This window comes from Chitinophaga terrae (ex Kim and Jung 2007) (assembly GCF_900107795.1).
GTDB lineage: Bacteria > Bacteroidota > Bacteroidia > Chitinophagales > Chitinophagaceae > Chitinophaga > Chitinophaga terrae.
Window position 1 is genome coordinate 15,573 of the sequence record NZ_FNRL01000026.1, and the last position, 12,538, is coordinate 28,110.

At 48.0% G+C, this 12,538-nt stretch carries 11 protein-coding genes; 5 read left to right on the plus strand and 6 right to left on the minus strand.

Features of this window, described 5'->3' with window-relative positions; translation table 11 throughout:
* Window positions 1-8 precede the first annotated feature (8 nt).
* The 6 genes from BLV62_RS22155 to BLV62_RS22180 all read right to left on the minus strand — a co-directional run bounded on the left by BLV62_RS22155 (window position 9) and on the right by BLV62_RS22180 (window position 5,793).
* The gene (locus BLV62_RS22155; RefSeq protein WP_089764402.1) at window positions 9-797 is read right to left on the minus strand and encodes an ABC transporter ATP-binding protein; all 789 of its coding nucleotides are present in this window, start codon (window positions 795-797) and stop codon (window positions 9-11) included.
* Window positions 798-915: 118 nt separating this feature from the next.
* Entirely contained in the window at window positions 916-1,551 is a 636-nt protein-coding gene (locus tag BLV62_RS22160; protein ID WP_089764404.1) for a response regulator transcription factor, read from the minus strand.
* Window positions 1,548-2,333, minus strand: a complete 786-nt coding sequence (locus BLV62_RS22165) for a sensor histidine kinase (RefSeq protein ID WP_089764406.1) — start codon at window positions 2,331-2,333, stop codon at window positions 1,548-1,550. The genes BLV62_RS22160 and BLV62_RS22165 overlap by 4 nt, the downstream gene beginning before the upstream one ends.
* Window positions 2,303-2,938: a hypothetical protein gene (locus BLV62_RS22170; RefSeq protein ID WP_089764408.1), complete on the minus strand. Its 636-nt coding sequence runs from the start codon at window positions 2,936-2,938 to the stop codon at window positions 2,303-2,305. The genes BLV62_RS22165 and BLV62_RS22170 overlap by 31 nt, the downstream gene beginning before the upstream one ends.
* Window positions 2,939-2,959: 21 nt before the next feature.
* Window positions 2,960-3,508 (minus strand): hypothetical protein, encoded by a 549-nt coding sequence (locus tag BLV62_RS22175; RefSeq protein ID WP_089764410.1) that lies wholly within the window; start codon window positions 3,506-3,508, stop codon window positions 2,960-2,962.
* 86 nt (window positions 3,509-3,594) lie between these two features.
* Window positions 3,595-5,793, minus strand: coding sequence for a B12-binding domain-containing radical SAM protein (locus BLV62_RS22180; protein ID WP_089764412.1), 2,199 nt, complete (start codon window positions 5,791-5,793; stop codon window positions 3,595-3,597).
* Window positions 5,794-6,032: 239 nt separating this feature from the next.
* On the opposite strand from BLV62_RS22180, the gene BLV62_RS22185 reads away from it, so the two are divergent.
* From BLV62_RS22185 to BLV62_RS22205, 5 genes are all read left to right on the plus strand, one after another.
* Window positions 6,033-7,286, plus strand: a complete 1,254-nt coding sequence (locus tag BLV62_RS22185) for a peroxiredoxin family protein (protein WP_089764413.1) — start codon at window positions 6,033-6,035, stop codon at window positions 7,284-7,286.
* Window positions 7,287-7,369: 83 nt separating this feature from the next.
* A complete protein-coding gene (locus BLV62_RS22190; RefSeq protein ID WP_089764415.1) occupies window positions 7,370-8,014 on the plus strand; it encodes a YceI family protein in 645 nt (214 codons plus the stop codon).
* A gap of 197 nt (window positions 8,015-8,211) precedes the next feature.
* Entirely contained in the window at window positions 8,212-9,186 is a 975-nt protein-coding gene (locus tag BLV62_RS22195) for a cytochrome-c peroxidase (protein ID WP_089764416.1), read from the plus strand.
* Window positions 9,183-11,738, plus strand: coding sequence for a TonB-dependent receptor plug domain-containing protein (locus tag BLV62_RS22200; RefSeq protein WP_089764418.1), 2,556 nt, complete (start codon window positions 9,183-9,185; stop codon window positions 11,736-11,738). The genes BLV62_RS22195 and BLV62_RS22200 overlap by 4 nt, the downstream gene beginning before the upstream one ends.
* A gap of 19 nt (window positions 11,739-11,757) precedes the next feature.
* Window positions 11,758-12,522 (plus strand): DUF4397 domain-containing protein, encoded by a 765-nt coding sequence (locus BLV62_RS22205; RefSeq protein WP_089764420.1) that lies wholly within the window; start codon window positions 11,758-11,760, stop codon window positions 12,520-12,522.
* Window positions 12,523-12,538 lie beyond the last annotated feature (16 nt).

Below are 12,538 nucleotides of genomic sequence, written 5' to 3' on the forward strand. Positions count from 1 at the left end.
AGTTGATTTTATGAACGGATAGCAGAACCGGTAAGACCGATGAACACATCTTCGAGGGTAACCTTTCCCTTACGAACCACTTCCAGCACCGCGGGATTGTTAAGGTTACGTTCTATCAGGGCGGCAGGAGAATCAATAGCAATAATACTTCCGTGGTCGATGATAGCGATACGATCGCAAACCGCTTCCGCTTCTTCCATGCTATGAGTAGTGATAACAACAGCATGCCCCAGGTCCCTGAACTGCTCGATCCGTTGCCAGAGATACCGCCTCGATTGCGGGTCGAGGCCCGTAGTTGGTTCGTCCAGGAGGATCAGCCTGGGATTATGGATAGTGGAGATCAATAAAGAAACCCTTTGCTGCTGGCCGCCAGACAACTGGGCGATCTTCTTCCTGGCTGCATCTGCCAGGTTGATGGATGCGAGTTTTTCACGGATCTCATCTTCCGTGATGGCCACTCCATAGATCCGGGCATACAGGCGAACGATCTCGGTGATGGTGAGCTCCTGCTGAAAACTGGTTGCCTGCAACTGCACGCCCATATTGGCGCGGGCATGCAGGGGTTTGGCGGCTATATCGAAACCGCATACGGAAATGGCTCCTGCTGTAGGTTTCAGGAGGCCTTCAATGGCGCTCAGGGTGCTGGTTTTACCGGCGCCGTTAGGTCCCAGCAAACCGAATATCTCCCCTCCTGCCACTTCAAACGAAATTCCCCTGACTGCCGTGAAGGTTCCATACTTTACATTCAGGTGATCCACTTCCAGGATCGGCGCCTGGCGGGTTACTTGATTACTCATTAAGCTGTTGTTTTAGGCTTGGACCCGAAAAATACATCAGGCCGGGGCAGCAATGTAAAACAAAAAGGTAAAAGCCTGAAAAATGACGGCGAAGAGGGGTAGTTTACCGGTTAACTGCTTAAAGGGAGATCAGTTGGCGGCGCAATGCCTCCAATACCATTCCTGTTCTGCTTTGCACGTTCAGCTTATGAAAAAGTGTTTCACGGTACCCGTCCACCGTTCTTTCCGTTACGTTCATTTTTGCAGCGATGGCCTTGTAGGTCAGATCGCTGCAGGCGAGGCTAAGGAATTCCCTTTCCCGTTCGGTGAGGATCTGGTTTTGTTCGGTCTGTATCAGGAGCCTGCGATAGTTGACGTTAGCGGCATCGTTATAGTATGCACCGGTATCGTTAACTTCTCTCAGCGCCTTTTCCAGTTCAGCCGGATGGATGTCTTTTAACAGGTAAGCGCAGCATCCCGCTTTCAGCATTTCTATGATAGAAGCGTCATTGTCTTTCATTGAAAGCGCTATGACCTTGGTATTGGGATAAAGGGACAGGATACGTTGGGTGGTGGCGGCGCCGTCTAATACCGGCATATTTACATCTATCAGGATAATATCCGGGGGAATAGGCAGTTCGGTGAGCTTAGCCAGAAGTTCTTCCCCGTTCACTGCCTCAACGATGATTTGAAAACCTTCAAAACTGTTGATCAGCAAACTTAGGGATTTAAGGAATAGTTGATGGTCGTCTGCAATGCCAATGGTAATGTTCATAAAGATTGTACTAAAGGTAAATTGATCACAACGGCTGTTCCGCCTGCGGTAGTTACTTCCCAGTTGATGTTGCCTTTCAGCAGCTTTGTCCGGTGTTGCATATTCCGGATGCCAAGTCCTTTTGCCATAACTGATTTATCGAAGCCGGCGCCATCATCTGCTATGATAACGATCAATTGCTGGTTGCTTTGCCGCATGCTGATGTCGATGATCTGGGGTTGGGCATGTTTGATGCTGTTCTGAATGGCTTCCTGGATGATACGGAACAGGATGATCTGGGGCTCGGCCTGCAACGGTAAAACCATTACATCGTAAGAGAATTTAACGGTGATTGCCTTGCTGGCATTTATCCTGTCGATTTCTGCTTTGAGATTATCTACCAGGCTGAATTGATCGAGCCACTGACGGCTGAACGATTTCGACAGCGCCCGCAGGTGCTGGATAGCGGTGCTGAGCGTGGCTTCCGCAGTAAGTAACGTATCCGGCACAATGGCCATATTACGCTGGGTTACATTGATCAGCAACTTGGTGCTACTGAGTAGCTGCCCGATGTCGTCGTGCAGTTCCTGGCCCAAATGAGCAAAGGCCTCTTCCTGCATTTCGATCTGGGACCACATTAGCTGTTTGTCGTACTCTTCTTTCATTAATTTAAGCTGATGTAAATGTGCATCCTGCTTCTTTTTATAACTTATTACAGCTGCAATCACCACCAGTCCCATGACGATGACCAACAATGTAATAAATGTTACAGCTACAAAGAGATCCTGGTTGACCGGAAGCATATTACCCCTTTTATGAGTATAATATACAACAGGTAATTGGATAATGAGTTGAGGACAGAGAAAAAGTGCCTGGCCCTGGCCGTATCATTTTCCAATAGCAGGTTGTAAAATGCATTTACGCTCACTGAGGCTGCGAAATACACAAAAAAAGCAAGGGTTAACCAAAAATATGGATGCCGGAATATAGACGATTCATCGGGGGTTATTGAAAAAAAGGATAAAAGGCACCAGCTAATAACCAAAAAGCTTTCAATGGTGATGTTGATACCCGGAAAGGCCCTCCATCCGCCCAAAACAAAGCTGTAGAACAAAGAAACTATCCCGAAAATAAAAATGGAAACACCCATTAATAACCTGAAGCGGTAGTCTCTTATTCCAGATCTCAGGATAATCGTAATCAGACTATATTCCAGCACCACGAAAAAGTGATATACTATAAAAAACGCTTGCCCTTTTGTCCCGATAAACTCTACGATCACCTCTGTAACTATAGATACTGCCAGCAATAAGCTAAGCATTCTCACTTCCCTGTATTGAAGGTGAAATAAGCTCATTACAAAGCAGGCAACCAGTAATACATAGTAGGCGTAAACCCATCCGTTCATCGGCACAAAATATTGGTTAATTTATTTTAAGTGGCTCATGTCGGCTGTTGCCAGCGGAGAATTATGCGCTTTCAATGCCTCGAATATCTGACCCAAAGACTCCAGTCCTTTACCTCCTCTTCCATTACCTCTTTCCTCGGTATTCGGATCGTCGGGGTCTCCCTCCAACATCCGGTTATCAATAGCTTTCTGCAGCAAATGCGCCTGCCCTAACTGCACAAACCCAGCATCCAATCCCTGGGCGGCCAGGCTGATCTTCTGGTTGGGCTCCGGGATCGCAAAATGAAAACGAACGTATTCACAGTTCGGCTGGCTTAGGATACGCATCAGCGATGCTTTACTGAAATCGATAGCATACGTATCCTGGAACGCTTGTCCCACTTCGGGATGGCTCTGGATGTAATTATAAAAATTATTCAGCATTCCGAAAAAAGCGCCCACTGTTACAGGCATTCCATAGGTTTCTGTGGTGCTGGTAAATGGCATGTTGTAGTTGAGTTGCTCTGAACTTGGCTCCAGGTAACCCTGCCCGTTACATGCATAACCGGCATAAGACATTTGATCGCTCATATTTGTTATCAGTTTAGTGTAAACAAATATTTTACTTTTTTACTATAACAATACCGGGATTTTCCCCGGTATTCTTCTTCAATAGTTTACAGATGCAAAAGTCCCTGCCTGTATAAGGTGTTAACCGGTTTGTTATCCCAGAAAAGTTCAAAATCCTCCAGCCCTGCCGCTTCATAACTGGCTTTAATTTCCTGTAACGTATATACTTTAGGGTTATCTATCGCCAGGGAAGGCAGCAGGCCGGCCAGCCATCTTCCCTGTTCGGGGGCCACACTAATGCTCATTTTTTCCTTTTTCCCCTGGAAAGTAAATGAGGCCACTTCCCAGGTATTTCCTTTTTTCGATTTGGTAATGATCTCCATTGTTGGCTGATGCCCCAGGTAGATCACCTTTGTTGTAGGTTTGATGGTTCCGGGTTCCGGCTCCAGCAGCGCATTGGTAATGAAGTCGGGCGGCACAGAGGTCTTTGGCACTTTAAAATCGAACCATTTAGACAAAGGATGATCCAGGCAGGCCCCATGCATAAAGTTAAACAGGGATTTTTTCAAGCCAAAGCTGAATGCTTCGTGATCAGCCCCTGTAGGATCGATATGCATGATATCATTATTTGCGAAGGCTCCGACAACAGCAGTTTCTTTTTCTACTTTGAATTTGGCAGGTTCGAGTCCCACGGGGCTATGGGCCGTCATGGTGAACTGGTGCCAGAAGGCGCTTTGTAAAATACCGGCTGCAAACATCTGCCTCACCATTTCCAGCGCGTCTATGGTTTCCTGGGCCGTTTGCGTAGGGAAACCATACATCAGGTAAGCATGCACCATAATGCCCGCTTCACTGAAATGCCTGTTCACCCTGGCTACCTGGGCTACCGTAATCCCTTTCTGGATCAATCCCAGCAACCGGTCCGACGCTACTTCAAGCCCGCCTGAAACCGCAATGCATCCCGAAGCCTTCAGCAGCAGGCACAGGTCCCTGGTAAAACTCTTTTCAAAACGGATATTCGTCCACCAGCTGACGGTGAGCTTTCGTCGGATGATCTCCAGCGCTAAAGCCCGCATTAAGGCCGGGGGCGCCGCTTCATCCACAAAGTGGAAGCCCGTTTGCCCCGTTTGAGCGATGATCTCCTCCATCCTGTCGCAAAGCAGGGAAGCTGTCAACGGCTCATACACCCTGATATAATCCAGGGAGATATCGCAGAACGTGCATTTACCCCAGTAGCAGCCATGCGCCATGGTCAGCTTGTTCCACCGCCCATCGCTCCACAGGCTGTGCATAGGGTTAACTACTTCGATGGCAGATATGTATTGGTCCAACAACAGATCGCTGTAGTCAGGCGTTCCTACCTGCGACTGCTTATAATCGCAGGTTTTTGAATCGTTGATATAAGTTACCTTGCCATCCTGCAGCAGGAAAGTGCGTTTCAAGGCTTCTACCGGTCTTTCTCCCTTAATATGCTGCAGCAGGTTTTCAATAGGCGCCTCGCCATCATCGAGGGTGATAAAATCTATAAACTCAAATACCCTGGCATCGCTCAGCGACCGTAGTTCGGTATTGGGAAATCCTCCTCCCATGACCACTTTTACAGCCGGCCAGTGCTGGCGTATATACTGGCCGCAACGCAGGGCTGCGTACAGGTTGCCGGGGAAAGGCACTGACAGCGCCACCATCGAAGGCTTTATTTCTTCTAGGTATTTTGCCAGCAACTCTATGAGCAGGGTATCTATATATGTGTAGGGCGCTTTCAGCGCTTCATACAATTCATCAAAACTATTGGCAGAGCGGCTTAATTTCTCCGCATACCTGCTAAACCCGAAATGAGCATCCACGCACTCCATGATCAGGTCGGAAAGATCTTCCAGGTACATAGTGGCCAGGTGTTTGGCCCTGTCCTGTATCCCCATTGATCCGAAAGCCCAGTTCAGATCATCCAGCTGTGCGAAGCGGGATGCTTCAGGCAAATAATCACGTTTGCTGATCAGGTGCGCCAGGGTCGGATTCTTTCCCTGCAGGAAGCTGATCACCCCGTCGATGGTTTGAATATATTCTTTTTGAAGTACCAGTATCCTTTTACTGTTCTCTGATATCTCTTCAACCGGGTTGGCTGCGATATAACCGAATAACTCCTGTAATCCTTTCCTGCAAAACAAGCGCAGGGTTACTTCTATACCCAGGTCTGCCTGCCGGGAAGGAACCTGTTTGGTGTTCAGGAACCCTTTCAGGTATGCAGTAGCCGGGTACGGTGTATTGAGTTGTGTAAATGGCGGCGTTATCAGGAATACAGAATTCAAATCATCTTATTTAGCCCGCAAAAATAGGTCTTTTTTACCGGCTGGTAAATGATTTTCAAATAGTCTACAAAATTTATAGACTTTTATTTGGAAATAATAAACATGCATTTTATCTTTGTTTCACCACCACTGATAATCCCCACCAACCTATCAGTATACCCACCAAAATCTTTATCGCCTGCTCCCGCCCCACCCCGGAAAGGCAATGATCTGCATTGTTAAACCAATCATATACAATCATGAAAACACATAAGCATTTTCTATTGACCGGTCTGATGGTGGCAGGACTCTTTTCCAACAGCCAGGCTGCTCCCAAGAAACCATTTATCAAAGAAGGAACATGGAGAGGCGTATTCAGCCTGAACGAATCCAACGTTCCATTCAACTTCGAACTGAAAGGAAAAGATGCCGAACATGCCGTATTTACCCTGTTGAATGGCAGTCGCCGCGACGACTTCCATGTAGTACAAACCGCCCCCGATTCTATTTTCATCAAAATGAACACCTATGATGCCGCACTGGTAGCAAAGATCGAATCCGATGGCAGGATTACGGGAGAATACAGGAGCCTGGTGCCTAACTTCCGAGGAAACGCCCTGCCCTTCGTTGCTGAATATGGCCAGGCATACCGCTTTGAAGAGTCAAAGACCACGGCGCCCGCAGCCTATAACATCAGCGGCAAATGGGATCTTACCATCTACAGCAAAGAACCTACTCCCAACCGTATAGGTCTGTTAAAACAGGAAGGCAACAAACTTACAGGCGTGATCATGTCGGTAGTTGGCGACAGCCGCGAACTGGAAGGCGTAGTACACGGAGATGAGTTTGAATTGTCAGGGTTTACCGGTCCAAGCCCCATTTACATCAAAGGAAAGATCAATGATGATAAATCATTAACGGGCGAATTGAGTTTAGGTATTTACAACAATATCAAATTTGATGGAGCCAAGAATGCGGCGGCAGAACTTCCTGATCCTTACAAGCTGACATTCCTGAAAGAAGGCTACAAGAAACTTGATTTCACATTGCCTGACCTGAATGGCAAACCTGTATCGCTCAGTGATGAAAAATACAAGGGCAAAGTAGTGATTGTAGAAATTATAGGTACCTGGTGTCCTAACTGTACCGACCAGACTTCCTTTCTCTCACCCTGGTTCAACAAGAACAAAGATCGTGGCGTAGAAGCTATTGCCATTGGGTTTGAGCAGAAAGATGACCTGGAATATGCGAAGTATACATTAGGAAAACTCAAGGAAAAATATAATATACAATATGATATTCTTTTTGGTGGCATTGCTGATAAGAAAGTGGCGTCAGAGAAATTACCAGCGCTCAACCGTATGATGGCCTTCCCTACTACCATCATTATAGACCGCAAAGGGGAAGTAAGGCAGATACATACCGGCTATACCGGCGAAGTGACGGGTCAATATTACAAAGACTATGTAGCTAAATGGAACAAGGACCTGGATGAACTGATCGCGGAAAAATAGTCCCATTTTTTTCCCGATCCCGTAAACACTGATCCTGAGGCCGGCCTTACCTTAGTAAACGAAAATTTAAACACACATACTTTATGCAACGATTAGTATCATTGTTATTTATCGGCAGTTCTGTCTTTTTACTATCCTTTACCACTCCTGCCAATAACAACGAAGGAAATAAACCTGCCAGATCTGTTACTGCCCGCAAAGCTGCCGTATTCCAGGTTAGCACAACCGACAGTAAAGTTAACTGGACCGGCAAAAAGGTTACCGGTCAGCACGAAGGCACTATCAATATCACTGACGGCAAACTGGAATTGGATAACAACGTCCTGAAAAACGGCAATTTCACCCTGGACACCCGCAGTATTGTAGTAACTGATATTAAAGATGCAAGCGGCAATGCCAAGTTGCTGGGCCACCTGAAAAGCGATGATTTCTTTTCTGTAGAGAAATTCCCAACTGCTACCCTGGCCACAACCAGTATTTCCAACAAAGGAAATGGTAACTACGAGATCACCGGGAACCTTACCATCAAAGGAATTACCAATCCTGTCAGCTTTCCCGCTACTGTTACAGTTGCAGGCAATAAACTGACGGCAAAGGCGAAGGTGACCATCGACCGTACCAAGTATAATATTAAATATGGCTCCAAGAGCTTCTTTGAAGGCATTGGCGATAAAGCCATCTACGATGATTTCGACCTGGACGTGGTACTGGTTGCGAATCTGAAATAGCTCATTCATTTTTCTGCTACCCCATTATACAATTCCTTGGGAATACAGGCACTATGGCCTGTATTCCCGGGAATGCCAATCAAAGACCAATATCTTTTTACAGCCCGACTACAGGTAACTTTATTTAATCAACCATTTACCGGCAGCTTCCCACCTGGCCGCCAGAGGTATTTTTTTCTTTATAATTCATTGCCGCCATGCAACTGCAAAAAATCATATTCTTTGCATTAGGTATTTTTTGTGTCTACGCTTTCCTATGTGGTTTCCAGATCAAACAATCCACCGAGCCGCCCATTACCAAAGTAAAGCTGGGAGAAAAATTATTTTTTGATCCTATCTTATCGCAGGATCGCAGCATCAGTTGCGCGTCCTGCCATAAACCCGAATTTGCATTCGCAGATACAACTGCCTTTAGCCTGGGCATACACAACACTCCTACCAAAAGGAATACCCCTGGCATCACGAATATGTCGGGCCGCCCCAGTTTCTTCTGGGATGGACGGGCCAGCAGCCTCGAAGAACAGGCATTGCAGCCGATCATCAATCCCGATGAAATGGGCTTGCCCATTGAAACCGCGATAGCACGACTCAAATCAGATTCCCTTTATCAACGCTACTTCCGTGAAGTATTCAATGCGCCGCCCGATAACAAAAACCTCCTGCAGGCCATTGCAGCATACGAACGTACCCTGGAAACGGCCAACAGTCCTTACGACAGGTACATTGCCGGCGACGACAATGCCCTGTCGCCCGCTGCTATACGCGGCCGGATGTTGTTCATCGGGAAAGCCAATTGCAGCAACTGCCATTCAGGAGAGGATTTTACCGCCGACAGGCTTAAGAATATTGGCCTGTACAATGGCACCACATTAAAAGATGCCGGCAGGTTTGAGATCACAAAAGACTCCGCACACCAGGGATTTTTTAAAGTGCCCGGGCTCAGGAATGTAGCTGTTACAGCCCCATACATGCACAACGGGATGTTTAAAACACTGAAAGAAGTGATCGCTTACTATAACGAACCGGATAAAGTAGTACACAACGGGATAAAACGGGATCTTTCCCTGAATACCCCACTTCATCTCAGCGCGGAAGAAATGAACGACCTGGAAGCCTTCCTGGTAGCATTAACCGACGACCGATTCAACCAAAAAATCCATCATCAACCATGAAAAAAAAGTTACTCAAAACCATTTCTTTATTGCTGGTATCGAGTCCCCTATGGGCGCAGGACAGTAAGCGGATAACCGATACCACCACACAGTTGGGCGAAATCCAGATCGTTGGCTCGCGAAGCGTCAACAGGACTAAATTGAATTCGCCGGTGCCAGTGGATATCATTGACCTGAAAGCCATCCAGGAATCAGCGCCCCAGACGAGCATTACGCAGATCCTGCAATACATCTCGCCTTCTTTTCACTCTGTGAATGGCAGTAATGCAGGTGATGCCGCATCGGCGCTGAACCTGGTGCAGCTTAAAGGCCTGGGAGTAGATCAGCTGCTTGTGCTGGTAAACGGCAAACGCCGGCACAAAAGCTCTAACGTAAACTGGGGAGGATTAGGCAATGGCGCTACAGGATATGATCTTAATTCCATCCCCACTTCTGCTATTGAAAGGATAGAAATACTAAGAGATGGCGCAGCCGCACAATATGGCTCCGACGCCATCGCCGGCGTTATCAATATCGTGCTGAAGAAGCAGACGGAGAATATTATTGCCAGCACCACCGGAAGCGTCAGGCGGCGGGGCGACGGAGCCGCTACCCGTACCGGTATCAATTACGGGGTTAAGATCGGCGACCGCGGGGGCTACCTGAACGCCAGCGTCGAATTTGCCACGCAGGCTGTTAGCCTGCAGCCCGGGCGTGATGATGCGGGTTTATATAACGGTCCTATCTACGGAGGCGGAGCCAATACCAGGGGGTATGATAATATTTACACGAAGGAAATTGATGAAGCTATTTTAAAGAGCCGGGGCATAGACAGGCATTATTTTGATCAACGCGGCGGGGGTAGCAACAAAGCAAAAGATGCGCTGTTGTTTTTTAATACAGCCATTCCCGTTGGCGAGCATGCGGAAGTATATGCATTTGGAGGCATCAGTCGCCGCGCCAGCCAGTTCACCGCCGTATACCGCCTCCCCGGCTGGACAGAGCGCAACAATACTACGCTTTATCCCGATGGTTTCCTGCCGGCAATGGACAACAGCATCACTGATAAATCGCTGGCTGTGGGTTTAAAAACCACGGTGAACAACTGGAAGATCGATGTATCCAATGTATATGGAAGAAATGATTTCGGCAACGTGATCTCCAATTCGCTTAATGCAAGCCTGGGCCTGAAGAGTCCTACAACTTTCGATGCCGGCAAATACAATGCCTCCCAGAACACGGCCAGCCTGGATATCAGCCGGTACTTCGACAAAGCGCTGCATGGCCTGAACGTGGCATTTGGCGCACAATACAGGTCCGAAACCTACCAGATCATTGCCGGCGAAGAAGCATCGTATATCAAAGCCGACCTGCGACAGGTGTATAATGTAGATACCTCCGTAAACGGCGTGCCATACCTTGGCGACGGAGGACTGATCGCCCTGAACGGCCTTTCGCCCGGTTCGCAGATCCATGCAGGATTCCGCCCTTCCAACGAAGTGAACGTAAGCAGGGCCATCGTGGCCGCCTATGCCGACCTGGAACTGAATGTAACCTCTCACTGGCTTATTTCAGGTGCATTAAGAGCAGAAAACTTCTCCGACTTTGGGAATGTAACCACCGGTAAAATTGCCACCCGTTATAGTTTTGCACCCTGGCTCAGTATCAGGGGCGCCGCCAACACCGGCTTCAGGGCGCCAGATCTTGCGCAGTTCTATTATACCGAAACATCTACCAGCTTCCAGCAGGGACGGGCTATTGACCAGGTGACTGCCTCCAATAAAAGTGCCGCCACCAGGGCGCTGGGGATTCCATCGCTCACACCCGAAAGATCTACGGGTTATACAGCTGGTATTACTTCCCAACCAGCGCAGGGAGTGGAACTCAGCGTAGACGCTTACCAGATCGATATCCGCAACCGGGTTGGCAATACCGGCAACTTCTCTGCTACAGATCAAAACCTGCCCGCCGATGTAAGAGCTTTGCTCCTGCAAACAGGAACTACCCAGGCGAAGTTCTTCTACAACGCATTCAGCACCCGCACAAGGGGAATAGAATTCACGGGAAGCTACAGGATACCGTTGCATAAAAAGACCTTGCAGATACTGGCGGGAAGCAACTTTGTAAAAAATGAAGTAACGGCGGTAAATACTCCCAAAGGGCTGGAGCTATACAGGAACATTATATTCAGCGAAGCTGAAAAAGCCAGGGTAACCACCAACATACCTCAACAAAAGATAACGTTGCAGGCTATACTGAGTTCAAAGAAAGTATCCGTACTGGCCCGCACCGTGTACTTCGGAAGCGTTACCACTGCAACCGCGCAAAATGCGAACTTTCCCAAACCTGATTACTATTTCCAGGAGCTGCATCCCATCTGGGTAACAGATGTTTCATTCAGCTACTGGTTCACCAAGGCAGTACAGGCTACTATCGGCGTGAACAACGTATTCAATGTGCTGGGCGATTATTCCGACCAGGCTATCTCCGGTTTAAGGAATCCCACTGTGGTAGGCATACAGAATGGCAGCGCAGGAATTCAACCATTTGCAAGATTGTTTGCACGTTTCTAACTCTTAAAAATGCAGGAAAATGAAAAAGACTTTTATACTTATCGGCAGCCTGATCAGCTTATTTGCCTGCAGGAAAGCCGATTACCTGGATGTTAATGCGGGCGATCGCCCGCCTCTTACGGCCAATATCCGTTTTGTAAATGCCAGGACATCGGCCGCCGGTATACAATTCTGGACCTTTACCCAACAGGTTACAACTACCGCTTTAACTCCCGGCACTACTTCCGCCTACCTGCCTACCACTTACGGCAATGTGCAGATCAATATCACGGAAGGCAACGGCAGCAGCTACCTGGTTTCCCGGCAGTTCGGCAATAGCGCTACCTACAGTGCAACCGGGGGACCTAACGGCCCTATCCCGGGATACTATCATACCGTAATCGCCGCTCCTACCCGGAACGACAGCAGCAAAGACTCGCTGATCCTTTTTTACGACGACCTTACAGCGCCGCCGGCAGGCAAAGCCAAAATACGTCTTGTACACCTGGCTTCAGGCATCAGCGCCGTTGCGGCACAGGCGATACAAAGCGGCAGCGAAACCAAACTGTCAGACAGCATACCTTATGGCAGCGCCAGCGGCAGCAATATTTTCGGGAAAGCATACGACAGCGCTCCTTTTACCCAGGTTAACGCCGGGAAGATCACCATACGGGTAACCAATAAAAGTACGGGAACGCCTATACTGATCAGCAACCTGCAGGATATAGAACTGGCGGAAGGAAAGATATACACTGTGTTCCTGCTCTCTAACGGCAAGGGCATTATAAGCGCCAATATATTGTAGTCCAAACAACCAATTA

Excerpts from the sequence above, each read along its gene's own strand:
- BLV62_RS22190 (WP_089764415.1), top strand. The coding sequence starts at position 7,370 with ATGCAACGATTAGTATCATTGTTATTTATCGGCAGTTCTGTCTTTTTA.
- BLV62_RS22200 (WP_089764418.1), top strand. The coding sequence starts at position 9,183 with ATGAAAAAAAAGTTACTCAAAACCATTTCTTTATTGCTGGTATCGAGT.
- BLV62_RS22205 (WP_089764420.1), top strand. The coding sequence starts at position 11,758 with ATGAAAAAGACTTTTATACTTATCGGCAGCCTGATCAGCTTATTTGCC.
- BLV62_RS22160 (WP_089764404.1), bottom strand. The coding sequence starts at position 1,551 with ATGAACATTACCATTGGCATTGCAGACGACCATCAACTATTCCTTAAA.
- BLV62_RS22170 (WP_089764408.1), bottom strand. The coding sequence starts at position 2,938 with ATGAACGGATGGGTTTACGCCTACTATGTATTACTGGTTGCCTGCTTT.
- BLV62_RS22195 (WP_089764416.1), top strand. The coding sequence starts at position 8,212 with ATGCAACTGCAAAAAATCATATTCTTTGCATTAGGTATTTTTTGTGTC.
- BLV62_RS22165 (WP_089764406.1), bottom strand. The coding sequence starts at position 2,333 with ATGCTTCCGGTCAACCAGGATCTCTTTGTAGCTGTAACATTTATTACA.
- BLV62_RS22175 (WP_089764410.1), bottom strand. The coding sequence starts at position 3,508 with ATGAGCGATCAAATGTCTTATGCCGGTTATGCATGTAACGGGCAGGGT.
- BLV62_RS22185 (WP_089764413.1), top strand. The coding sequence starts at position 6,033 with ATGAAAACACATAAGCATTTTCTATTGACCGGTCTGATGGTGGCAGGA.
- BLV62_RS22155 (WP_089764402.1), bottom strand. The coding sequence starts at position 797 with ATGAGTAATCAAGTAACCCGCCAGGCGCCGATCCTGGAAGTGGATCAC.